Annotated in this window: 23 protein-coding genes, 1 tRNA gene, 1 pseudogene and 1 other annotated feature; of the genes and pseudogenes, 7 read left to right on the forward strand and 18 right to left on the reverse strand. The window is 35.3% G+C overall.

Going from position 1 to position 23,057, the window contains the following annotated elements:
• Window positions 1–432: 432 nt before the first annotated feature.
• From OZY43_RS04575 to OZY43_RS04625, 11 genes are all read right to left on the reverse strand, one after another.
• A complete protein-coding gene (locus tag OZY43_RS04575) occupies window positions 433–1,155 on the reverse strand; it encodes an MIP/aquaporin family protein (protein WP_277163868.1) in 723 nt (240 codons plus the stop codon).
• A gap of 934 nt (window positions 1,156–2,089) precedes the next feature.
• Window positions 2,090–2,809 carry an MIP/aquaporin family protein gene (locus OZY43_RS04580; protein WP_277163869.1) on the reverse strand — a complete coding sequence of 240 codons (720 nt, stop codon included), beginning with the start codon at window positions 2,807–2,809 and terminating at the stop codon, window positions 2,090–2,092.
• Between the two features lie 115 nt (window positions 2,810–2,924).
• Complete coding sequence (gene dhaM / locus OZY43_RS04585) at window positions 2,925–3,296, reverse strand: dihydroxyacetone kinase phosphoryl donor subunit DhaM (RefSeq protein WP_277163870.1); 372 nt, start codon at window positions 3,294–3,296, stop codon at window positions 2,925–2,927.
• On the reverse strand, window positions 3,293–3,877 hold the full coding sequence (gene dhaL, locus OZY43_RS04590; protein ID WP_277163871.1) for a dihydroxyacetone kinase subunit DhaL: 585 nt from the start codon (window positions 3,875–3,877) through the stop codon (window positions 3,293–3,295). Before dhaL ends, dhaM begins: the two co-directional genes overlap by 4 nt.
• A gap of 19 nt (window positions 3,878–3,896) precedes the next feature.
• Window positions 3,897–4,892, reverse strand: coding sequence for a dihydroxyacetone kinase subunit DhaK (dhaK, locus tag OZY43_RS04595; RefSeq protein ID WP_277163872.1), 996 nt, complete (start codon window positions 4,890–4,892; stop codon window positions 3,897–3,899).
• Window positions 4,893–5,037: 145 nt separating this feature from the next.
• Window positions 5,038–5,592 carry an isochorismatase family cysteine hydrolase gene (locus OZY43_RS04600; protein WP_277163873.1) on the reverse strand — a complete coding sequence of 185 codons (555 nt, stop codon included), beginning with the start codon at window positions 5,590–5,592 and terminating at the stop codon, window positions 5,038–5,040.
• Between the two features lie 164 nt (window positions 5,593–5,756).
• Window positions 5,757–7,133 (reverse strand): branched-chain amino acid transport system II carrier protein, encoded by a 1,377-nt coding sequence (gene brnQ / locus OZY43_RS04605; RefSeq protein WP_277163874.1) that lies wholly within the window; start codon window positions 7,131–7,133, stop codon window positions 5,757–5,759.
• 470 nt (window positions 7,134–7,603) lie between these two features.
• Entirely contained in the window at window positions 7,604–8,992 is a 1,389-nt protein-coding gene (gene brnQ / locus OZY43_RS04610) for a branched-chain amino acid transport system II carrier protein (RefSeq protein WP_277163875.1), read from the reverse strand.
• Between the two features lie 111 nt (window positions 8,993–9,103).
• Window positions 9,104–9,349: a binding site (T-box leader), on the reverse strand.
• A gap of 473 nt (window positions 9,350–9,822) precedes the next feature.
• On the reverse strand, window positions 9,823–10,098 hold the full coding sequence (locus OZY43_RS04615) for a helix-turn-helix transcriptional regulator (RefSeq protein ID WP_277163877.1): 276 nt from the start codon (window positions 10,096–10,098) through the stop codon (window positions 9,823–9,825).
• Between the two features lie 295 nt (window positions 10,099–10,393).
• A complete protein-coding gene (locus OZY43_RS04620; protein WP_277163878.1) occupies window positions 10,394–10,876 on the reverse strand; it encodes a nitroreductase family protein in 483 nt (160 codons plus the stop codon).
• Between the two features lie 16 nt (window positions 10,877–10,892).
• Window positions 10,893–11,519, reverse strand: a complete 627-nt coding sequence (locus OZY43_RS04625) for an SLAP domain-containing protein (protein ID WP_277163880.1) — start codon at window positions 11,517–11,519, stop codon at window positions 10,893–10,895.
• Window positions 11,520–11,704: 185 nt separating this feature from the next.
• Between OZY43_RS04625 and OZY43_RS04630 the strand changes: the two genes are divergently transcribed.
• Together OZY43_RS04630 and OZY43_RS04635 are read left to right on the forward strand one after the other, a co-directional pair.
• Window positions 11,705–12,544: a glycosyltransferase family 8 protein gene (locus OZY43_RS04630; protein WP_277163881.1), complete on the forward strand. Its 840-nt coding sequence runs from the start codon at window positions 11,705–11,707 to the stop codon at window positions 12,542–12,544.
• Window positions 12,545–12,721: 177 nt separating this feature from the next.
• On the forward strand, window positions 12,722–13,003 hold the full coding sequence (locus OZY43_RS04635) for an HU family DNA-binding protein (protein ID WP_277163883.1): 282 nt from the start codon (window positions 12,722–12,724) through the stop codon (window positions 13,001–13,003).
• Between the two features lie 67 nt (window positions 13,004–13,070).
• Here the strand turns inward: OZY43_RS04635 and OZY43_RS04640 are convergent, their stop codons facing one another.
• The 5 genes from OZY43_RS04640 to OZY43_RS04660 form a co-directional block, all read right to left on the reverse strand.
• Entirely contained in the window at window positions 13,071–13,772 is a 702-nt protein-coding gene (locus tag OZY43_RS04640; RefSeq protein ID WP_277163885.1) for a methionine ABC transporter permease, read from the reverse strand.
• Entirely contained in the window at window positions 13,765–14,826 is a 1,062-nt protein-coding gene (locus OZY43_RS04645; RefSeq protein ID WP_277163886.1) for a methionine ABC transporter ATP-binding protein, read from the reverse strand. The genes OZY43_RS04640 and OZY43_RS04645 overlap by 8 nt, the downstream gene beginning before the upstream one ends.
• 19 nt (window positions 14,827–14,845) lie before the next feature.
• On the reverse strand, window positions 14,846–15,700 hold the full coding sequence (locus tag OZY43_RS04650; protein ID WP_277163887.1) for a MetQ/NlpA family ABC transporter substrate-binding protein: 855 nt from the start codon (window positions 15,698–15,700) through the stop codon (window positions 14,846–14,848).
• Between the two features lie 344 nt (window positions 15,701–16,044).
• A complete protein-coding gene (locus tag OZY43_RS04655) occupies window positions 16,045–16,236 on the reverse strand; it encodes a hypothetical protein (protein ID WP_277163889.1) in 192 nt (63 codons plus the stop codon).
• On the reverse strand, window positions 16,233–16,748 hold the full coding sequence (locus OZY43_RS04660) for a dihydrofolate reductase (RefSeq protein ID WP_277163891.1): 516 nt from the start codon (window positions 16,746–16,748) through the stop codon (window positions 16,233–16,235). Before OZY43_RS04660 ends, OZY43_RS04655 begins: the two co-directional genes overlap by 4 nt.
• Window positions 16,749–16,940: 192 nt before the next feature.
• Between OZY43_RS04660 and OZY43_RS04665 the strand changes: the two genes are divergently transcribed.
• Both OZY43_RS04665 and OZY43_RS04670 read left to right on the forward strand, forming a co-directional pair.
• Complete coding sequence (locus OZY43_RS04665; RefSeq protein ID WP_277163893.1) at window positions 16,941–17,252, forward strand: TipAS antibiotic-recognition domain-containing protein; 312 nt, start codon at window positions 16,941–16,943, stop codon at window positions 17,250–17,252.
• A gap of 415 nt (window positions 17,253–17,667) precedes the next feature.
• Window positions 17,668–18,776 (forward strand): annotated as a pseudogene (locus OZY43_RS04670) (site-specific integrase).
• A 74-nt stretch (window positions 18,777–18,850) separates the two neighbouring features.
• On the opposite strand, the gene OZY43_RS04675 reads toward OZY43_RS04670, so the two are convergent.
• A tRNA-Ser gene (locus OZY43_RS04675) sits at window positions 18,851–18,940 on the reverse strand.
• Between the two features lie 174 nt (window positions 18,941–19,114).
• Between OZY43_RS04675 and pnuC the strand changes: the two genes are divergently transcribed.
• Both pnuC and OZY43_RS04685 read left to right on the forward strand, forming a co-directional pair.
• On the forward strand, window positions 19,115–19,828 hold the full coding sequence (pnuC, locus tag OZY43_RS04680; RefSeq protein ID WP_277163894.1) for a nicotinamide riboside transporter PnuC: 714 nt from the start codon (window positions 19,115–19,117) through the stop codon (window positions 19,826–19,828).
• Window positions 19,829–20,058: 230 nt separating this feature from the next.
• Entirely contained in the window at window positions 20,059–20,634 is a 576-nt protein-coding gene (locus OZY43_RS04685) for a phosphatase PAP2 family protein (RefSeq protein ID WP_277166358.1), read from the forward strand.
• A gap of 57 nt (window positions 20,635–20,691) precedes the next feature.
• Here OZY43_RS04685 and OZY43_RS04690 read toward each other — a convergent pair whose 3' ends face one another.
• Window positions 20,692–21,522, reverse strand: coding sequence for a DegV family protein (locus OZY43_RS04690; RefSeq protein WP_277163895.1), 831 nt, complete (start codon window positions 21,520–21,522; stop codon window positions 20,692–20,694).
• Window positions 21,523–21,755: 233 nt separating this feature from the next.
• On the opposite strand from OZY43_RS04690, the gene eno reads away from it, so the two are divergent.
• On the forward strand, window positions 21,756–23,042 hold the full coding sequence (gene eno, locus OZY43_RS04695; RefSeq protein WP_277163897.1) for a phosphopyruvate hydratase: 1,287 nt from the start codon (window positions 21,756–21,758) through the stop codon (window positions 23,040–23,042).
• The last annotated feature ends 15 nt before the right edge of the window (window positions 23,043–23,057 follow it).

Consider the following 23,057-nt stretch of genomic DNA (forward strand, 5'->3'; position numbering starts at 1 on the left):
TTTAATCTACTGTGGTAAACGCTTGATGTCAAAAATTCGGCATCAAAAAATCTAGGATTATAATCCTAGATATTCATTAATTATTTTGCTTTGCAATAAAAATGACATGCTAAACCGATAATCAAGCCAATTAAAGCCAGAATAATCCAGTCCATACCTATCAAATGGCAAAATCTTTAATTGGAATGATTGAACTTGCAGTGTTTAATGTGCTTAGCTGATAACAAGTGGGAACGAGGTAATCATATCAACCGCAGTTGTCAAACAAGTTAAGATAATATAACCCCAGTTGCGTCAATACCGATTTTTGAACCTACAAGCCAGCCACTGCCCAAATAAAGACAGCAGCCATAATTTTCTATGACAGTGGTTTTAAGAAATTTTAAGCCATAAAAAATAAGCTATTCATACCTGAATAGCTTATTTTTTATTTTATCTAAGACCAACAAATAACAAAGCAGCTAAAATGCCACCAACAAATGGTCCAACAATTGGTACCCAACTGTATGCCCAATCTGAATTACCTTTGTTAGCAATTGGTAGTACTTGGTGGGCAAGCCGTGGACCAAAATCACGAGCTGGATTAAGTGCAATTCCCGTAGGGCCACCAAGTGAAAAGGCAATTGCAGTAATTAAAGTACCTGCAAGAATAGGATTAAGTGCCGGATCCACACCACTCTTACTAAATGCGAGCAAGCCATATACCAAAACAAATGTTGCTAACATTTCTGCAAAAAAGTTCCAAAAGTAATTTCTAATAGCAGGTGCCGTAGCAAAACTGGTTAAAATAGCTTCTTGATCTTTAGTTTCTTGCCAATGTGGATAAAACATCAGCCATACTAAAATGGCACCAACAAATGCACCGGCAACTTCCGCAATTATATATGGTAAAACATAAGACCACGAAAAACTACCTGAAATTGCCATTGCGACAGCAACTGCTGGATTAAAGTAGCCAGGAGTCAGCCATTTGACAAAATATACGGAGAATGTGATTGCCATGCCCCAGCCAAAAGCGATACCAACCCAGTTAGCACCTCTGGCCTTTGACTTCGACAGTCCCATATCAGCACAGACACCGTCTCCTAATAAAATCATCATTGCCGTTCCAACAAATTCGCCAATCAATTGCATACTTAAACTATCATGTAACATTTTAACTCCCAATCTTTCTAAAATTAGTAATTGAATTAGTAACCTCATATTTATAAATATTAAACATAATGGAAGCGCTTGATTAAAATATACAATATTTTTTCACAATTGTAAATAGTTTTTTAACAAATATTTTTATGAGCATAAATGTTGTTATCTCAATAAAAATATGATTTTTATTTTTCACTTTGTGAAATAGTTTGTGAAATTTATTCTATTAATCCGCAATCAATAAATATGTAGATATCGCTAATTGTTACTACGATGATAGCAATATATAAACTTAATTTATTGTAATTTTAAGCACTTACTTTATAAGTTAAAAATATTTTAAAAAGGCAAAATTTACGCTAAGTATGTGATCTTTTGCTTTAATTCAAAAATCTTCCAATAATCAAATATTGTAGAATTTTTAAATTATTTACTTTTAAAATGCTTGTATTTTATTAAGTGGCCAATAACAAAATACCACTTTACCGATTATTGCTTTTCTTTTTATTGGGCCGAAATCCTTCGCAATATCACGGTAGTTACCCATTATCTCAGTAATAACCCTTAGGAACTTGAGGCATAGAATTGGTTGAACATGTTTGACCAATTCTATGCCAGCTTTCTTATAATTATTTTCCAAATATGGTTCTGGTAATAATTTACCTTTGACATACAATTTGTCATTATTCTCAAAATCAGATTGCATTAATGTGTTAGATACCCGACCGGTTGAAATTACAAAAATAAGTAAAAAATTCTTAGAACAACCGCATCATTACAGTCAGTTCACTAAAAAACTGGCCAAGCCTGCATCATTATTTTTTATTAAAACATTTTATTATATGCAAAATAAATTGCCAGCAAAAAATCCTTTAGGCAGTTTTGCCTAAAGGATTTTCAAGAATATCAGTACTTGTCAAACTGGTTAGTCAACAAGTAAAAACTATTTAATTACTAAAAATAATAATGCTGCTAAAATGCCACCAACAAATGGTGCAACAACTGGAACCCAAGCATATGCCCAGTCAGACTTACCTTTATTAGCAATCGGGAACAATTGGTGAACCAATCTTGGTCCCAAATCACGAGCTGGATTAAGAGCAGCACCAGTTGAACCACCTAGTGAAAGACCAATAGCTCCTAATAATAAACCGGCAACTAGTGGATTTAATCCTGGAGCAAACTGACTCTTGCTAAAGGCCAGCAAACCAAAAACAAGCATAAATGTCCCAATCATTTCAGCAAAGAAATTCCAGAGATATTTTTTAATTGCAGGTTCGGTTGCAAAAGTGCCCAAAATGACATCTTGGTCTTCAGTTGCAGCAAAATATGGATAATAAGTCAGCCAAACAATAATTCCACCAACAAAACCACCAGCAACTTGGGCAACAAAGTACGGTAAAACTGCGGACCAAGATACATTACCTGCAATTGCCATTCCTAAAGTAACTGCTGGATTTAAATGTCCTGGACTCAACCAACTAACACTATAAATTCCCAAGGCTAAAGCAAAGCCCCAACCAAGAGTAATTGCCAGCCAACCTGCACCATTACCCTTTGACTTTTTCAAATTAGCTGCGGCACAAATACCATCACCGAGCAAAACTAGAATGGCTGTTCCAATGAACTCACCTAGCATTTGCATTATCAAACTATCATGCATTATCTTTCCTCCACTCAAAGACATAAAAGTATTACTTTTAACTTAACATATGATAGCTTAACTTATGTAAATGAAAAAATTTTTTGCTTAGTGAGACCTATTTGCAGATAATTGGCTATTCTTTTACAAGTAATGGCTTGAGCTGCTGTTCAATTTCTTTCCGTGTTACCCCTGCTTGTGCAAGTGAAGCTGCAGTATAGGCACCTTCAATAAAGGCAGCATTGTACACATGAACTGGCTTATCGGTTAATTCAACTGCCATTTCTAAATTCATCTTCGCACTGCCAAGATCATAAAAAGCCAAAATTTCAGTAGCAGAGTTATCTGTAAAAGCCTGTATGATCTTACCCATACTTGTACCAATATCACAATCATCAGTACCGCCAGCTGTTGTAATTGAAATATCAACTGCAACTTGCTTTAACAATTTTTTTAGACCAATTGCAACCTCGGGAACATGCGAAACTAATGTAATTCCTAAACTCATAACAATCCCTTCGTTTCAATCATTGCTTCAAATAAGTAACCGCTAGATTGTGAACCAGGATCAATATGTCCCTTAGAACGTTCACCTAAATATGAAGCACGTCCCTTTTTAGCAACCATTTCTTTAGTAGCTGAGACTGCTGCTGTAATTTTTTCCTTAGTTAACTTTCCTGCTTTAACTGCAGGAACTAAGACTGTCCAGACGTCAACCATCGTTTTATCACCTGGTTGTGCTCCACCACGCTTTTCGATTCCTGCTAAAGCAGCATCAAGCAATTCACCCAGATCATTAGTAGAGCTGCTTTTTTTAGCCATTTCCAAAAAGGCAGTACCATACAATGGGCCTGAAGCACCACCAACTGTTGAAATAAGTGTCATTGCAATGGTCTTTAATGCGGCAGTTACACTTGCTGGCTTGGCAGTTAACTTTTGACTAACTGCCTGCATACCTCGATTCATATTGAAACCATGATCGCCATCACCAATCGGTGTATCTAAATCACTCAATAACTGCTGATTTGTGGCGATTTTTGTTGTAAAATTATTTATCCATTCTGTCAACGTATCAACTGTTAATGTCATTATTTTGCTCTTTCTTAATCTACCAAGCAATGGTTTCTACAGGATATTTTAAAGCATCCAGCCATGATTCATCTGCTAATTCAAACATGGTAAGAGATATTCCCGCCATATCAAGTGATGTCATATAATTGCCAATTTTCATAAATGCCGGCTTGATCTTAAATTGGTTCAATTTATTTAATAAATCATTACTAAAAATATATTGTTCCATTAATGGTGTTGCCCCCATGCCATTTACCAAAACAGCATATTTTTTACTACTATTAAGATGCAATTCGCTATCAAGCTTATTAACTAATTCTTCAACAAGGTCTTTAGCTGGTCTAATCTTTTCACGCCGATATCCAGGCTCTGAATGAATACCAACACCAAATTCAATTTCATCATCTTTAAGTACAAAACCAGGTTTCCCGGTTTCAGGGTTAGTAGCAGCAGATAAAGCAACAGCAATCGTTTTAATATTAGGTAAAACTTTTTCAGCTAATGCAGCAATTTCATCAAGGCTAGCACCTTGTTGAGCGGCCACCCCCAAAATTTTATGCATAAAAATTGTCCCTGCCACGCCACGCCTACCTTGCGTAAAAGTACTATTTTCTACGGCAATATCGTCATCGACAACAATTGACCTAACTTTAATGTTATCCATTTCGGCCAAATCTTTAGCCATATCAAAATTCATAATATCGCCAGAATAATTCTTTATTATTAAAAAAACACCTTGGCCTTGATCAACCGACTTAATTGCTGCATAGATCTGGTCTGGCGTTGGTGAAGTAAACACTTGCCCGCAAACAGCTGCACTCAACATTCCTTTACCAACAAAGCCTGCATGTGTCGGCTCATGACCAGAACCACCACCAGAAACTAGCCCAACTTTACCCGTCATTGATTTCTGATCAGCTCTTACAACTGCTTCTGCATCAGAAATCTTATTAATAAACTGTGGATATGAACGAACCATCCCAGCAACCATTTCTGGAACAACATTAGCGGGATCATTAATTATCTTTTTCATTTTTGTCTTCTTTCAACCATAAACTCAAAGTTTCATTACAATTCGATTATATCAGCAAGCGCTTCCATTAGCTATAATAATGTAAATAAAAATACACATTCACCCACAGACATAGGAATAACAAAAATAATATTAGTCTAGGTTATTAAATGATTTTTGCTGCCAAATTATTCTTCATATTAGCTAAAGCAAAGCGATGATTTTCTGGTGTTGTTCCTGCCACGCCATCTTGATGAACAATTATTTGATAGCCCAAATTATAAGCATAAATTGCTGTTTGCAAAATGCAAATATCCGTACAAGTGCCAACTAAATGAACCGTTCGAACACCGCGCATCCGCAAATCCAAGTCAAGATTAGTGCCAACAAAGGAACTATACCGAGTTTTATCAATCTGCCAAACATTTACCTTATTCTTATTCTTTTCGTACCACGGCTTTAGCTGACCATAAAAATTCCGACCACTTGTTCCTACAATATTGTGCGGTGGAAACAGTTTACTCTCTGGGTGAAACGGATCATTTAAATGATGACAGTCTGTGGGCAAAACAACATAATTGCCTTGACTGATAAATTTATCAGCTAGGCTAACAATTGTACTCTCACAATCTTGTCCAGCTTTACCGCAAGTAAGTGAACCATTATCAGCAACAAAGTCGTCAGTATAATCGATAATTAATAATGCTTCTTTATTTGCCATTGTTTTTCTCCTATTAACTAAAATATAAACATTTAGTCAAAATTATACTCTATTACAAGTTATAAGACGAATTATTTTTAAAATATCAGTATTTATTTTGCTTAAAAACTAATTATTTTAGCCAATAAAAAAATCTAAGATCTTACTCCTAGATTTTTAACAACTTATTTTGCTAATTTTGTTTTCCGATAAAAGTGGCAAGCCAGTCCAATAATTAAACCGATAAGTGCCGGAATAATCCAATCCATGCCAATTGATGCAAACGGCAGGAATTTCAACTGAAATGCACGTGCTTGCAACGCCCAATTAGTCTGACTAATAATTGGCGGAAAGGCTGCAATCATATCAAAAATTGCAGGAATTAAGGTAAAAATAACTACCCAAAAGTAAACAATTGGGTCCCGATCAAATAATCTAGCCGTAATTGACAAAATAATTAAAACCATGGCAATTGGATAGATAAACATCAACATTGGTGTTGACCAAGAAATAATTTGGTCCAAACCGCAGTTAGCAGTCAAAAACGAAACAAAGGTCATAATTCCAAGCCAGCCATGATAGCTAATCTTGCTAAAACTACGATGAAAATCTTGCGCAAAAGCTGCAATCAAACCAACCGCAGTTGTTAAACAAGTCAAAGTAACTAAGGTTGCCAATAATGCATGACCAATACCACCCATATAATAGGTAACAATTTGGTTAAAAACAACGCCGCCATCTGCTGAAATCTTATAATGATTTAAAGTTGTTGATCCTAACCAAATTAAACCAATATAAATAATACCAATTGCACTTGTTGCTAAAACACCAGCACGAGCAGTAACCTGCGCATTACTTTTGGCACTAGTCTTACCTAGCTGACGCACTGCAGAAACAATAGTATAGCCAAAAGCTAACCCAGCTAACGCGTCCATGGTATTATAACCCTGTAAAAAGCCATTAAAGAATGGTGCGCTCTGATAAGCAGCAGTGACAGGTTGATGTTTAGCTGCACCCATTGGCGAGAAAAAGGCTAATAAAAAAATAGCAAACAATAATAGTAAAAAGATTGGATTTAAAATTCGCCCAATACTATCCAAAATTGTCGACTGTTCATATGAAATAATAAATGCCAAAATAAAGAAAATTGCAGAAAAAAGCAACAATCCCGGCTTAGCCAACTTTTCTGGCAAAACTGGTTGTAAACCAACTGAAAATGAAATGCTTGCTGTTCTTGGTGTCGCAAACAATGGCCCTAAAGTTAAGTGAATCAACACCATAAAAACCAAGGCAAATTTTGGTCCTAACGGCCGGCCGATATCAAAAACACCCTTAGCATGACTAGCACTGATTGCTAAAACTGCTAGCAGCGGCAAAAGTACAGCTGTTATCAAGAACCCAACTGTCGCAATGCCCCAATTCGCTCCCGACATTTGTCCTAAATGAAGTGGAAAAATTAGATTCCCTGCACCAAAAAATAATCCAAATAATAATGAAGCAACAACTAAATATTGTTTCCACGTTAGTGGCTTAGTATTTACATCTTCTTCGATTTCTTCCATTTAAATAACCTCCCGTTTCAAACTTATCTAATTTAGTTAAAGCAATTTGCTTTAACTTAACCAGGTCTTTTTCTCATCGTTGTCACTTCCTATTGTTTGACGAAAAAACTTTAACTATTATCTATCTTTAAAAGATAACTAAAAAAGCACCCTTGATTTTAAAATCAAGGGTGCTTTACTTGGCACGGTACCACCTATCTTACTGCTGACTGGCTCAAGCTAAGTCAAACAGTCTCTTCACGTACGGCAAATTGCGATACGCTAACACGATAATGGGTGTCACCAATCCCAGCTACTTTTACTTCACTAGATAGCTCAAAGTTACTTTCCAATTATGTTCGCGGTTCCTTTTCACCAATAGAACTCTCTTTAACGCTACCGATAATCGTACTCTTCTTTTCGTCGCTTATTTAAATATTAATAATATTCTAATCATTGACCTAATCTTTGTCAACTAAAAATAAAAATTATTAATCAGCAGTCCGAGTTTTAGCAGAATTACGTTTAATCATGTGGCAGGTTAAACCAATTATCAATCCGATTAGAGCTGGGATTAACCAATCCATCCCAATCGCTGCAAATGGTAGGAACTTTAATTGAAACGTACGTAAGGCTAAAGCCCAAGTGCTTTGACTAACAACTGGTGGAAAAGCTGCAATCATATCAAAGAAAGCTGGAATTGATGTCAATAGAACAACCCAAAAGTAAACTATTGGATCACGGTGAAATAAGGATGAAGTAATTGATAATAAAATCAAAACCATAGCAAACGGATATAAGAACATCAGCATTGGTGTTGACCAAGAAATAATTGTATCTAAGCCAAAGTTAGCTGTTAAAAATGAAGTTAATGTCATTAAGAATAACCAAGTATGATAACTAATCTTAGAAAAACTACGGTGAAAATCTTGCGCAAACGCAGCAATTAAGCCAACCGCTGTCGTCAAACAAGTAACAGTAATTAATGTTGCTAACAATGCGTGGCCAAAGTCACCTAAGTAATAAGTAACAATTTGATTAAATGCAACACCACCATCTGGCGAGAGCTTAAAATGATTTAAGGTTGTGGCACCTAACCAAATTAAGGCAACATAGATTAAACCGATTGTGCCCGTTGCTAAAATTCCAGCTCTGGCAGTTACTTTTGCATTACTTTTCGCCGTTGTCTTACCCATTTGCCGTACAGCTGCAACAACCGTAACCCCAAAGGCTAAACCTGCCAGAGCATCCATGGTGTTATAACCCTGCAAAAAGCCATTGAAAAATGGTGCTTGGTGGTAAGCCAATGTTACTTTTTGAGCATTGGCATGGCCCATTGGTGATAAAAAGCCAAGTAGGAAAATGACAAACAGCAATAACAAGAATAATGGATTTAATATCCTACCGATACTTGCTAAAATATTTGATTCCTTGTAAGCCACCATAAACGCGCAAATAAAAAATAACGCTGAAAACACAAGCAATCCTGCTTGTGACCATGATTTGGGCAACATTGGTAATACCCCAACTGTAAACGAAATACTAGCGGTCCGTGGTGTACCAAATAGCGGTCCAATGGTTAAGTGAATCAAAATCATAAAAGCTAACGCAAAAGCTGACCCTAATGGCAAGCCAATATCATAAACACCGCGAGCATGAGTAGCACTAATTGCTAAAACTGACAATAATGGTAAAAGCACAGCTGTCACTAAAAAGCCGAGTGTTGCCAGTCCCCAATTAGCTCCTGCCATTTGTCCTAAGTGAATCGGAAAAATCAAATTTCCCGCACCAAAAAATAGTCCAAATAATAGTGATGACACAACTAAATATTGCTTCCATGTTAATGGCTTTTGATTTACATCCTGTTCTAATTCGTTCATTTAATATGCCTCCATCCTTAAATTTTATTTAACTTTATTGAGTGCTAATTTTAACTTTCACTTCGTCATCACCTGCCATTTTAGCAATAAAAAAAGCACCCTTGATTCTTCATCAAGGGTGCTTTTTCAGCACGGTACCACCTAATTTACTATTTAACTAGAATTAATCCAATAAATAGTCACTTCACGTACGGCAATTGCGATACGCTAACACGATAATGGGTGTTACCAATACTAGTTACTTTAATTCACTAGATAGCTCCAAGGGATTTTCTGCTTGCATTCACGGCTTTATCTCAATAATCAAAGCTCCCTGTGCGCTACTTGCAATCATACTTTTCTTTTCATTGCTTTTTCATATGTTAATAATACTTTAATCATTTACTAGTACTTTGTCAAGTAAATGATTAAAGTGCTTACCTAAGCAATTTATTTTTATGATTTTGTTTTGATTTTTGCTCATTAACTTCAACAGTTAATTCCAAAATTTTAGCAATTTGTATAAGGCGTTCACGATTAAATTTAGTTAGGTTTACCATTTAAATCATTCCTTTTTATCATAGCTTAACAACTTAAACTGTAAATTATATCAATTAAAAATTTAAACTAATACAATCGCAATCTTTTGTTAACTTTATTTACAACAAAGGAAAATGATCTTAAATGATAATTTTTTATTTTATTTTCGCACTTTTTATTAAGATTAAATTATCAAGTACTAAATCACATAGGGCTTTAGAATCTATCTACAACAGCAGTATCTTAATATTGATGGCTCCATTATAGATGCTCATTAAAAAATACGCTTAAGCTTCAACTTAAGCGTACTTTTATTGACTATTCTTATCCTGCTTAATCAATTGGATTCGCAACTGTCTTCCTGTGGCAGTGACAACTTGGTTAAGTATCTTCAATGTTGGATTCATTTTTTCCGATTCAATCTTAGTAATCGTTGACTTAGCTACCTCTGACTGCTTAGCAAGTTGACGTTGGCTCAAATCAGCTTCTTGACGTAATTTAACTAATAGTGTTTTAGCAAGATGATCATCAACCACTAACCAAGTTGGCTTTTGAGGTGGCTGCTTAATATTTTTATTTTCTGACAAATTAACTCTCTCCCATCTATACTATATAATTCATAAAGCTACAATTCTAAATTCTATATATTTATTATACAAAACTATTAGTGCTAATACCATTAATTAATTAAATAAGTAATGTTATTTAAAAACCAAATTATGTCTTAGTCAAACCAACTAAAAACAATTATTATTTTATCAGCTAATGACAAAACCCAATCAAACTTAAGCTCTTTTTAGAGCAAAAAAATAGACCAAGTTGTTCAAAAATCTTGATCTACTTTTAATCTCAAAAAAATAATTTTTACCAGCTAACTATCTATTACTTTCTAGTGACTAGATAGCGCTGTTTTCGGTCTTCTATCGGTGTTTCAGCAGCATGACCAACAGCTACAATTACACTCGTTGCAAACCCAGCTGCGATCCCCAGCCGCTGTTGCAAGTCTGGTGCAGTATTTAATTTACCAGCAGCCATCATTAGATAAACTGAACCTAAGCCAAGACTTGTGGCTTCCACCATAATATTTTCAGCAGCTACCGATGCATCCCGTATGCCAAAATGATTTTCCTGCTTAACATTAATCACAAACAGCAATGGTGCACCATAACAAGCATTATCAGTTAATTGCTCAATCTCAGTCAGCAACTGCTCATCTTCAACAACTGTCATCTGCATCACATCAGTTTCATGCATTCCACAAGGAGCAGCCTGAAAGGCAGCTATTAATTTATAAACATCATTTTTTGCAACTTTGGCAGTTGTATATTTACGAACTGCTACTCTTTTTAAAACTGGATCATCCATTTTTACCTCTAAATAGCTATTGGTTTAAAATTTTCCCACTCTTATGGTTCAAATTAGACCATTTAATAAATTGGGTTTCAGTAATACCAACAAATTTAATTCCGTTTATTTCTTTAGCTTTCACTACCGGTACAAACTTACCTTTAGCAATATAAATTCCCGGAATCAACTTACCTTTGGAATTATAAACATAGGATTTCTTCTTAACTTTATAACCAGCTGCTCTAAAAGTCTTAACATTATTAGCAAGTATGTATTGGTTCTTCTTATTAATCTGCAATAAATTCTTGCCATTAACGTTAGTAAAACCAGACACCGTTACAATCGTATTCTTTTTAAGTTTACTGATATTTATACGTTTACCCTTCTTATTATAAACATAAGAATTGCGCTTCAACTTAACATTTCTTCCGATATAAGAAATTGCAGTTGTATTGCCTTTGCTACTAGAATCTGTCTTACTTGGCTTAGCTGCTGGTTTGGTTGGCTTCGACTGATTTGTATCTGTTGTGGTTGCTGGCTGCTTATTATCATTAGTGCTGTTGGTTGTTTCGGTCGTAGCTGCACTTACTTGTGCTACATCAGTTAAACCCACAGACAATGCGGCCGCACAGGCCAAAGTTAATAACAGTTTTTTGTTCATCTTTATACCTCATCAGTTGTAATCAATTTATATCTTTAAAACTTATTTTACTACATTAATTGTCTGATTTCTGTTTCTAAACGTAATTGTAATTATTTGTAACTTTTTCTTAACAGAAAATAGTATTGCCAACACAATTATATTTTATAATAAATAAGAAGATCTATTTTAATAGCGAGGAAAATATGAACATCAATCAGCAGCCAATCGAAATCTTAGTAACCATTGACCAAAATTACATTAAACCTTTAGAAGTCATGATGTACTCTTTAAGGCTCAATAATCTTGGCAGCAAGCTACGTGTCTGGGTAATTTACGACAAAATTGAAGAGCAGGTCCTTACTAACCTGAAGGCTTTTGGTACACAAATCGATATTACCGTAATTGCTTTAGCAATGAATGCTGACTTTTCTTTTCCTGATTCTTTACTTAATTTACATGATTATCCGCAGGAAATGTACTTTCGTCTATTATCAGGAAGGATTTTGCCAGCAAGTCTACACCGCATTCTTTATCTTGATCCCGATATTTTGGTCATTAATTCAATTAAACCGCTCTGGCAGCTTGATTTAGCTGGAAAAATGTTTGCGGCTGCTGTTCACGAAGGACTAACTGATATTATGAGTTCCATCAACAATCTGCGTCTCGGCACCACGACCAGTTATTTTAATTCTGGTATTATGCTGCTTGACCTTGACCAAATGCGACAAAAAGTTAAGTTAACTGATATTTCGGCAGCCATTACTGAGCATCATGATGTCCTAATTCTGCCCGATCAGGATATTCTTAATTATCTTTATGGTGAAGACATTCTTAAAATACCTGAAATTCGTTGGAATTATGACGCTCGCGCCTACTCCATGTATTTAACTCGAAGTACTGGTGATACTAACCTTGAATGGGTTATGCAAAATACTGCCATTTTACATTTTTGTGGTAAACCTAAACCATGGCAAAAAGAGAACCATTCTCGCTTTAAGGCACTCTACTTAAATTATCAGCAAATGACCTCACGCTTATTGTAAAAGCAAAAATAATTCAGTAATTTAGCATTTTCTATTGAAGGGCGAGCTAACTGTGCTAAAATAATTAAAGTTGCTGAATATCAAGCGACACAACGCATTGCGCGTATAGCGTAGCGATTCTAACGAATCAATTGTGTTGATTGTATTATAATTTTTTATAGAAAAGAGAAGGATACTATGGCCTCAATTAATAAGTCTGAACTTACTAAGCAAGTTGCAGCTAAAAGTGAACTTAAGCAAAAGGATGCTGAAAAAGTAATCGATACTTTGATCGATACAATTAAGGAAAACTTAGCTAATGGCGACAAGGTTCAAATCATTGGCTTTGGTTCATTTGAAGTTCGTCAACGTGCAGAAAGAAAAGGTAGAAACCCACAAACTGGTAAAACCTTAATTATTCCTGCAACTCAAGTACCTGCTTTTAAGCCAGGTAAGGCTTTAAAAGACGCTGTTAAATAATTTTTAACTCATATAATAAAAAAGGCACTAGGATATTATTCCTAATGCTTTTTTTATTATGACTAATTTACCTACTCTGATGGTTCAACCTTTTCGCAAAAAAGTCACCCACAATTTGAACAATGAAAATTAAAATAATAACTAATACTGTTGCAACGAGCGTCACATCATTGTTAAATCGGTTGTAGCCATAAGAAATCGCGGTATTACCTAAACCACCAGCACCAATCGCACCAGCCATTGCAGTTAAGCCAATCAAACTAATAATGGTTACAGTTGAAACCCGCACTAATTCTGAACGCGACTCATTTAAGTAAACACTAAAAATTAAATCCCAAATAGTCGCACCTAGACTCTGAGCTGCTTCAATCTTACCTTGATCAACACTCTCTAAGGCAACTTGTACTTGCCGCGCATAAAACGGGAAAACACCTAAGGTTAACGGAACTAATGCCGCCTTCATCCCAATTTGAGTACCAACAATTTTCTGCGTTACTGGTGCAATAAAGGCTAACAAAATAATAAATGGAATTGCCCGAAAGATAGAAACAACTTTATCACACACATTAAACCAAAATTTGTTTGGTCTAATACCGTCTTCCTTGGTTAGTACCAAAATAACGCCAAAGATAATTCCCAGAATGCCACCAAAAATTGCTGACCAAAAAGTCATAAATAAAGTTTGCATAATACTGGTGCCCCAGCCAGCATCTCCGTTCCAACCAAGTTGAATAACATTAGGAAAGACCTTACTAAACCAACTACTCATATATATTCCCCTTTTCATCTAGTCTTGTGAGTGATACTTTTTGCTGTTGGAGAAAGTCAACTGTCTGTGCTTGTTTTTCCTGATCACCTTTAACTAAAACCAGCAACGTACCAATTGGTTCCTCATCAAGCAGCTCCACATTACCATACAGCATACTGACTTCAACCCCAATTTCACGATAAAGATCAATAATAATCGATTTAGTCACATTAGCAACGCTATAAACCAACTGATAAATCGCCTCATGGTCACTTAAGCGATCCAAGTGCAGCATTTCTAGTGTATTAATTACTTCTAATGAACCACCGACAAAACTCTTAGTCAATTGATTTTGCGGATGTAGTACAATATCCCGCAAATTTCCTTTTTCAATAATTTTGCCTTGTTCCATGACGGCAACCTTATCACAAATCTTCTTAACTGCATCCATTTCATGCGTAATTAAAACAATTGTTAAGTTAAGCTCTGACTTTAACTTCTTTAATAAAGTTAAAATTTGTTGTGTATTTTGCGGATCTAGTGCACTTGTTGCTTCATCTGATATCAAAATATCAGGTTCATTGGCTAGTGCGCGGGCAATGGCTACCCGCTGCTGCTGCCCACCAGATAATTGTGCCGGATAGAAGTTTGCTTTATCTTTTAAATCAACCAAACCAAGTAGATGTAATGCTTTTTGCTCAATCTCAACATCTTTTAGGCCTGAATGCTTAAGGGCAAAAGAAACATTTTCTAAAACGCTGATTTCATTTAAAAGATTAAAACTTTGAAAGATCATGCCGATTTTTCTACGCGCAAGTTGTAATTCTTTACCTGAAATCACTTGCTTGCCAGCCTTAACAAAGTCAATACCGTTAACTTGAATTTCCCCCGCTGTTGGCTTTTGTAAAAGGTTGATTGTCCGTACTAGCGTTGACTTACCTGCACCGGAAAAGCCAACAACACCATAGATGTCACCCTTTTCAACTTGTAAATTAACGTCGTGAACTGCATGCACCACCTTGCCCTTTTTATCAGGGAAATCTACATTAACGTGTTTTAGTTCAATAATACTCATCGACTAGTTCTCCTCGTAGTTAAAATTTAATATCCCAAGCTGGAAGTTCAGTGTCGTCATAATACTTCTTGACCAGCTTTTTAGTTTCTGTAGTTTGATAGGCTTTAACAACATTTTGGTAATCTTTATTATTAACGTCTGCCTTGCGTGCACAAATAATATTAACCCATTGTAGTGAATCTTTATTAAGTGGTTCAACAAAGATTGTTTGCTTCTTACCCAAACCAGCAGGAACAGCAAAAGTATTGTTTACAACTGCGGCGTCAGCTGAACCAACAACTCTACCACATTGGTCAGCACTAACTTCCTTGATTTTAATATTGTGTGGATTTTTAATGATATCAGAAACCGTCAATAACGCTTTATTCTTCCGTAAGCTGATTAAACCCGCATTCTTGAGTACAATCAAGGCTCGGGATTCGTTTGATGTATCGTTAGGTACTGCAATCGTTGCCCCATCAGGTAGCTGATTTAATTTATGATACTTTTTAGAATACAATCTAATTGGTGAAACAAAAGTCCGCCCAATAGCTACAACATGACCATTATTGGCCTTGTTCCAATTTCTTAAGAAAGCATAATGTTGAAAAGAATTCAGATTAATATCGCCATTTTGTAAAGCCTTATTTGGTTGATTATAATCCGTAAAATTCTTAATTTTAATTGTAATACCATATTTTTGCTTCGCTAAAGCTGCCGTATGATTCCAAATTGCTTGGTCGCCTTTAGACAAATTAACAACGCCAACTGTTACGACATGATTTTGCGTTTTGGACTGATTGAGACCTGGCCCTAAGCCAAACCAAGCTGCAACAACTACTATAACAGCAACAATTACCCCAATTATAATATTTCTTTGTTTTTTCTGACGCATAATTAAATACCTCCAAAACTGCAATAAAAAAGCATCCGTCCCAATTAAGGACGAATGCTCGTGTTACCACCTTTAAATTTATTTATCACTCACATGATAAATCTCATTAGCTATCAAACAATAGCTTGCAATCATATCGGATGCAACTCCGCCATTAGCTAAATATCACTAACAGACATCATTTCAAGCCCATATTCACTACCTTCCACTTGTTGACTCTCACCACAACGCCAACTCTCTTTATCAGTAAAAACAATAGCTACTCTGCTTTTCAAGATGTATTAATTATTTAATTGTTTATTAATTTAACATTAGAACTTAACCCTGTCAACCTAAAATTAAAATTAATTATTCTGGGATTTTTTAAATTCTTTAATTTTTGCCATATGATAACGACCTACTCCATAAGTTACAATCGCCATGCCAATTACCTGCCACCAAAAATTATGATTAAAAGTTTCTGCTTGAACAATACTACCAATTAAAATAACAACACAAATTAAAAAATCCAAACCTGACCAGATTATTTTTTTCATTTTGTCTCTTCCTTTCGTATATAAGTTAAAAATTCATACGGATATTTATCCTGTAAATTGGGATTGTGATACTCTTTTTTAACCAATTTAAATTTAGAATAATCAATTGGTGTCATAATCGTATCACCTTTAAAAGTTGCTGCAATCACTGTTTTTTCAAGGCGATCAACTTGATGCACTAACGGTTTAAAAACAGCATTACCACCAATTACATCAATTTGCTGCTCTTGGTGGTTTGCTAGCCATAGTTCAAGCTGCTTAAGTGAAGATAAAATAACAACTTGCTGATTTTTACTATATTTCTGTGCCAACTCATGATTTTTACTTAAAACAATATGCTTTCTGTGGGGTAAAATTTTCGGCAAGCTAGTAAAAGTCTTTCGCCCCATAACAATCGTATGCCCGCTTGTTAATTTCCTAAAATGTTGCAAATCTCCAGGCAATTTCCACGGCAAATGCCCATTTAGACCAATTTGCTTTTTTTGATCTTCAACCCACACAAAAGTAATCATTCTGCCACCTCTCCTCTTATTATACGGCTAACTAGCTTCTAATTGTTCTTTAATGCTTTAACCCAACCAATTTTAAAATAAGTTATTAAGTACCATTATCCAGCTAAAGTATTTCAACCACAAAATCACATCTCTGCCGATCAATATGCTATAGTAAAATAGATGATTTTTAAACTGAGGAGTAAACAATTAATGACTAAACGTGAAGATAAAATAACAGAAAAGAAATTTAACCAGTTAAAAGGTACCGAAGCTGATCTTGTTCGTGATTTACAAAAAGTCGTTCAAGAACCTACTAAAGAAGCCGAACTGAGTGATGATATCTTCAACAATCACCAAGCTTGGTTAAAAGTGATCATGCCCAATTATTCGCCAGAAATTCACCTCGGAATTATTAAGGGCTATGAAACTGATAGCCGATATGAATCTTACTATGATGACAAAGCTGGTAAGGGCGCAACTAAAATTTTAATTAGAATTGTTAAACAGCATTTGGCAAAATAAATATTAGTGATTGAACATTGATCCTGTTAATGAATTTATTCATTGATGGGATTTTTTGCTAAAAAAGTTGATTTTAAAGATCTAAATGATGTGAACAAGGTAAAATTGATATTTATGCTAGCAATGAACGTTTGAAATATTCAAATATGTCAATTACAGGAACCCATACATCAACCGACGTTCCAACAGAAATACGCAGATAAAAAGCTATTGGATGAAGATCTCATTTTATAAGAAGAATACGATTAACTAGAAGAAGCAAAATTAATTTTAACCATTTCGATTAAGAACTCAGCTACCAAACATTGTTTTTAATCGATTATCAATACTGCATGGGGATACTTACCCTTTTGCATACAATTATTTTAGCATAAATCAATAGGTTTAAAATTATGCCGGTAGGACAAATAAACAAATTGAATATACTTTAAAATCTGGTAAGAAAAAATGGAAATTCCAAGCATACATTGGCCTAGATGAAGATGGTAAACAAATATGTGTTACCAGACAAGGCTTCAACACATATAATGAAGCCTTTTCGGAGCTGAGATTTTTTAAAGGCAAAAGGAAAAAAAATCATATCAACGTCCCAACCAGATAAAGACCGATGAAATGTATCAAATATGGTTTGAAAGCTATAAAAATCAAGTCAAAGAATCAACTGCAAATAAAAATAACATAATGTATCGAATACACATTAAACCTGTTTTTGGTAATAAATATATGGATAAAATTCAAGTTAAGTCCATTCAACGTTTTGCTGACAAAAAAGCAAAAGAAATCGTTAAATATAAAGACGTTGTTCGTCAATTGGGAACACTGTTTGAATATGCTATCCGATTTGGTTATGTTAAAGATAATCCTGTTAAGCGAATAATCATGCCTAAAAAAACTTCAAGGCCAAGACGAGACATAGAACACAATGTATATTCACGGGTTGAATTAGAAAATTTTTTAAAGGCTGCTAAGGACTGTGGTATTAGACCTTACACTTACTTTTACTTACTGTCTTCAACTGGATTACGCAAATCTGAAGCTTTAGCTTTAACCTGGAAAGATATTGATCTAAAACAAAATAAAATAGATATAAACAAGACCCTAGCTTACGGATATGATAATAAGCTGTTAATTCAAGATCCAAAAAGCAAAATGTCAGCTAGAACTTTACCTATAACACCTAATCTAAAAAATGTGCTAATTGATTATCATAAACATGAACTGGAGCAACCACTTATTTGTGATAAATTATTTCATACGTTACAAGGTACATACTTACGGCTTAGCAAACCAGATCAATGGTTGCAATCCGTTTATAAAAGTAATCCAAACTTAAGACGTATAACTATTCACGGCTTTCGTCATACATTCGCTACTCTTTTAATAAGTGAAACCAGCGTTAAACCTAAAACTGTTCAAATGCTAATGGGACATGAAACTATTGGAATGACAATGAACATTTATACTCACGTAACTAACATGAATAAAAAAGATGCTATCCAATCTCTGGACTCTCTAAATATTTAATCATGTGGAAATCATGTGGAATTAGAAATTGTTGTACTTCAGTCCTTATACAGCAAGGATTGAAGTTTCATTTAAGGAGAGTACAGGATTTGAACCTGCGCGCCAAGGAAAAACTTGGTTCGCCGGATTTCGAGTCCGGTGCATTACCACTCTGCCAACTCTCCACAACGAGAATTATTATACCGTATTAATTCAAATTTTCCAACTAAAAATTTTAAATAATTATGTGCTGTATGTTATAGGTCAATATGATTTTAATTTAAATAAAACACATGATATGATAGAAGACGTAGATAAATAACACAAGATATTGCAGTTTAAAGATGGGAGAATGATCAATGAAAATACAGCCAAATACTGATGTTTTCAAACCTAAATGGTATATTAATCAAATGCGGGGCTGGAGCTTCAAAACTTATATGCTTTTGATGTTTGGGATTGGTGTAATTGTCGGAACAACAATTGCAGCAGCAATAACGCCGCTAGCTTTGATTACAATGCTGGCAGCGATTATGGGTTTCACTTGTACGTTAGCAATCACTAATGCCAAGCCTTTAAATGGAGTTTTGGGATTGTTATCAGCCTTAATTTATATTGTAGTTGCAATTATCGCACGTAATTATGCTGATGTTGTTTTGCAAACATCATATATATTTCTGCTAGATTTGCCAGTTTTATTATTGCCAGCTTGGGCCAAAGATGCTGAAAAGCATATTCATGGTCTGACAGCTGTTAAATGGCTCTGGACACTGCTTTTTTTCGTAGTTGTTACAGGTATGCTTTACTTTATGGACACAAGAATGTTTATTAGTCCACGGCCTTGGATCGATGCAATAACTGGCTCAATTGGTGTTACAGGCTCGCTTCTCTGTACATTACGTTTTCGTGAACAATATTATTTCTGGACTATTCAAGGGATCATGTCAATTATTTTGTGGGGAGTTACTGCCTTTCAAGGTGATGCTAGCCTGACCCTATTCTTTACATATATCTTGTACTTGAGTAACGACTTATTGGCTTTTACTGATAAGCATACGCACTGGTTTCACTAATTATTTAATCATCTAAAAAAGCGCTCTTTTTAAGGGCGCTTTTTTAGATACAATAATAAATTTAATTTTATTAAAACTAACTTGTTGACAATTTTTATTACAAGAAAGTTACAGAATCTCAACATTTCTTAAATTTTATTCAAGACCAGCTAATAACGGTATATCCCCTACTCCTGAAGCTGTTAAAATAACATTAAGTAATCTTTCTAGGTAGTGATTTAATCTTGCAAATAAACATTTGGCTTGCGGCTTTATCCGCTTTTATTCTGCTAATTCTCATCATTAATGTACGTAATTCCAGTCGCTTTAATTCATTTGATCATTGGCTACACCACAAGTTAGTCAGAAATCATGATAGCTTTAGCTGGCAAATAATTGCGTTTATTAACGATCCTAAACTAATGGTCGTTTGGGACGTTTTCTTGGCTAGCTTTCTAATTAATGAAGAAAAAAATATTACTGCCCTGTGGGTCATTGTAACTCTGGGGTTTACCGATTTAGTTGGCATCTTTTTAAAAAAATGGATGCATCGTAAACGCCCAAGTGAACATTCTGACTTAGAAGACGGTTATAGTTTCCCTAGTGGCCATGTACTTGGAACAACGTGTATGGTATTAATCATCTGGAAACTATTTGGTGCTAAATTGGGAACGGGACTCATTATTACTTTAAGTGCTATTTGGCTAATGGTTGTCATTTCGCGTCTCAGTTTAAAAGCTCATTATCCTTCTGATATTATTGGCGCAACTAGTTTGGCTATTTTTTGCTTCAGCCTTTCCCAGCAAATCTTTTTAGCAATTTTTTAAACTATATAAAAAATATCTCTCAGACGTAAATCTGAGAGATATTTTTACTTTCTGCTTTTACTTACCCTCAAAGCCAATCATTAAACCGCCCTCTTCAGCGTAAAAGCTACACAAGCCATGCATCGGTCTAATGGCAATTTGTGCCTGCGGATAACTTGCCATAATCTTTTCTTTAAGTGTCCGTGCATCTTTTTCATTTTTACAATGATCAATAATGACACGGCCGCCTTGATATTTCATATCAGACATTCGCTTCAAGACTTCTTTAAGTGCTCGCTTCATTCCACGCACTTTTGCCAATGGTTCAAGCTTACCTTCATCACTAGCTGTGCCAACTAAATCAATTTTAAGCATATGCGCTACTTTGGCAACAGCTGGACTAACTCGACCATTTAATGACAAATTATGCAAAGATTGTAGAATAAATAACAGGTGCGTGTGCGTCCGATATTCAGAAATCTTTTGTTCTAAATCAACAAACCGGGTTTTATTATTAAGCAGCCGTTTAATTTCTTCAAGAACAACTGACAATTCTGGACCAGCCGAACGCGAATCAACTACAATTACATGACTTTCTGGATGTTCCTTTTCATACATTTCTTTGGCTTGAAAAGCTGATGAAAAACTACCACTAAGCCCACTAGTAATTGTTATTAAAATTGCCCACTTGCTGCCCGCTAAAGCTTCCAACCAGTCATTAATACTTGGACAAGAAGTCTTACCTGCTTCTGTATTTTGCGCCATACTGGTTAACAGTTGGTCAAGATCAAGTTGAGCATCATCAACAAAATCCTTTCCTGCGATTGTCAGTGTAAGTGGAACTACTTCAACATTTTGCTCTGAACTTTCATTAGAACTAGAGTCAATTATTAATTTTATTTTTTCCATGTAATGCGTCCTTAATTAAATAAAAGAGATTCAGGATTTAAATCGTATAGATAAATAATAATGCAAAATGCGTAAAAAAGCGATTAAAAATTTTTAATATCAGAAATCGCTTTCAAATGTTTACAGAATCACAAACTTAGGCTAAAATTTGTCATGTAGAGATGGAAGGCTTATTCCATCTAATGTATGTATACAATTGCTGTACAGCATTTATTATTTAGGAGGTTTTTTAGATGTTAAAATCAGTCATTGAAAATGTTCATGCACTGGAAATCTATGATTCACGTGGTAACCCAACTGTTGAAGCTTTTGTTACCCTTTCAAACGGTGTTGTAGGAAAGGCTGAAGTACCATCAGGTGCTTCAACTGGTGAAAATGAAGCTGTTGAATTGCGTGACGGCGGCAAACGTGTTGGTGGTAAAGGTGTTTCTAAAGCCGTTAACAACGTTAACACTAAAATTGCTAAGGCTTTGAAGGGCTTAGACCCACACGACCAAGCAAATATTGATCGCGTTATGATTGAATTAGATGGTACGCCAAACAAGGCTAAGCTTGGTGCTAATGCTATCTTAGGTGTCTCAATGGCTACTGCCGCTGCTGCTGCTAAAGACAGTCACCAACCACTTTATAGATACCTTGGCGGAACTGATCTTGAAATGCCACAAACTTTCCATAACGTTATTAACGGTGGTGAACACGCTGATAACGGTATCGATGTTCAAGAATTCATGATTACTCCAGTTAAGAAGACTTCATTCCGTGATGGTTTTGAAAAGATTGTTAACACTTACCACACTTTGAAAAAAGTTCTTGAAGATATGGGTTACGAAACTGGCCTTGGCGACGAAGGTGGTTTTGCTCCTAACATGAAGAGTTCAGAAGAAGCTTTGAAGGCTTTGCACGAAGCAATCATCAAGGCTGGCTACAAACCAGGCGAAGATATTGCTATTGCTTGTGACTGTGCTGCTTCATATTTCTACAACAAAGAAGACAAGAAGTACCACTTTGAAGGTAAAGTTCTTGACGATCAAGAATTGTCAGATTACTACGACAAGTTGCTTGGTGAATTCCCAGAATTAATCTCCATCGAAGACCCATACGATGAAAATGACGTTGACGGTATGATTAAATTTACTGAAACTCACAAGGATAGAATTCAAATTGTTTTGGATGACTTTATTTGTACTAATCCTAAGCTTTTAACTAAAGCTATCAAGGAAGGTGCTGGTAATGCTTCATTAATCAAATTGAACCAAATCGGTACAGTTACTGAAACTTTGGAAACTATTCGTCTTTCACGTAAGAATGGCTACAACACCATGATTTCTCACCGTTCAGGTGAAACTGGTGATACCTTCATCGCTGACTTTGCTGTTGCTGTTAACGGTGGTCAATTGAAGACTGGTGCTCCAGCTCGTTCAGAACGTGTTGAAAAGTACAACCGTTTACTTGAAATCGAAGAAGAACTTGGCGATGGTGAACGTCTTGCATTCTTCCCAGACAATGTTGACAAGGATTAATAGATAATTTGTCAG

Source organism: Lactobacillus sp. ESL0785 (assembly GCF_029395455.1).
Classification (GTDB): Bacteria; Bacillota; Bacilli; order Lactobacillales; family Lactobacillaceae; genus Lactobacillus.

Excerpts from the sequence above, each read along its gene's own strand:
- OZY43_RS04575 (WP_277163868.1), bottom strand. The coding sequence starts at position 1,155 with ATGTTACATGATAGTTTAAGTATGCAATTGATTGGCGAATTTGTTGGA.
- OZY43_RS04580 (WP_277163869.1), bottom strand. The coding sequence starts at position 2,809 with ATGCATGATAGTTTGATAATGCAAATGCTAGGTGAGTTCATTGGAACA.
- dhaM (WP_277163870.1), bottom strand. The coding sequence starts at position 3,296 with ATGAGTTTAGGAATTACATTAGTTTCGCATGTTCCCGAGGTTGCAATT.
- dhaL (WP_277163871.1), bottom strand. The coding sequence starts at position 3,877 with ATGACATTAACAGTTGATACGTTGACAGAATGGATAAATAATTTTACA.
- dhaK (WP_277163872.1), bottom strand. The coding sequence starts at position 4,892 with ATGAAAAAGATAATTAATGATCCCGCTAATGTTGTTCCAGAAATGGTT.
- OZY43_RS04600 (WP_277163873.1), bottom strand. The coding sequence starts at position 5,592 with ATGGCAAATAAAGAAGCATTATTAATTATCGATTATACTGACGACTTT.
- brnQ (WP_277163874.1), bottom strand. The coding sequence starts at position 7,133 with ATGGAAGAAATCGAAGAAGATGTAAATACTAAGCCACTAACGTGGAAA.
- brnQ (WP_277163875.1), bottom strand. The coding sequence starts at position 8,992 with ATGAACGAATTAGAACAGGATGTAAATCAAAAGCCATTAACATGGAAG.
- OZY43_RS04620 (WP_277163878.1), bottom strand. The coding sequence starts at position 10,876 with ATGGATGATCCAGTTTTAAAAAGAGTAGCAGTTCGTAAATATACAACT.
- OZY43_RS04625 (WP_277163880.1), bottom strand. The coding sequence starts at position 11,519 with ATGAACAAAAAACTGTTATTAACTTTGGCCTGTGCGGCCGCATTGTCT.
- OZY43_RS04630 (WP_277163881.1), top strand. The coding sequence starts at position 11,705 with ATGAACATCAATCAGCAGCCAATCGAAATCTTAGTAACCATTGACCAA.
- OZY43_RS04635 (WP_277163883.1), top strand. The coding sequence starts at position 12,722 with ATGGCCTCAATTAATAAGTCTGAACTTACTAAGCAAGTTGCAGCTAAA.
- OZY43_RS04640 (WP_277163885.1), bottom strand. The coding sequence starts at position 13,772 with ATGAGTAGTTGGTTTAGTAAGGTCTTTCCTAATGTTATTCAACTTGGT.
- OZY43_RS04645 (WP_277163886.1), bottom strand. The coding sequence starts at position 14,826 with ATGAGTATTATTGAACTAAAACACGTTAATGTAGATTTCCCTGATAAA.
- OZY43_RS04650 (WP_277163887.1), bottom strand. The coding sequence starts at position 15,700 with ATGCGTCAGAAAAAACAAAGAAATATTATAATTGGGGTAATTGTTGCT.
- OZY43_RS04655 (WP_277163889.1), bottom strand. The coding sequence starts at position 16,236 with ATGAAAAAAATAATCTGGTCAGGTTTGGATTTTTTAATTTGTGTTGTT.
- OZY43_RS04660 (WP_277163891.1), bottom strand. The coding sequence starts at position 16,748 with ATGATTACTTTTGTGTGGGTTGAAGATCAAAAAAAGCAAATTGGTCTA.
- OZY43_RS04665 (WP_277163893.1), top strand. The coding sequence starts at position 16,941 with ATGACTAAACGTGAAGATAAAATAACAGAAAAGAAATTTAACCAGTTA.
- pnuC (WP_277163894.1), top strand. The coding sequence starts at position 19,115 with ATGAAAATACAGCCAAATACTGATGTTTTCAAACCTAAATGGTATATT.
- OZY43_RS04690 (WP_277163895.1), bottom strand. The coding sequence starts at position 21,522 with ATGGAAAAAATAAAATTAATAATTGACTCTAGTTCTAATGAAAGTTCA.
- eno (WP_277163897.1), top strand. The coding sequence starts at position 21,756 with ATGTTAAAATCAGTCATTGAAAATGTTCATGCACTGGAAATCTATGAT.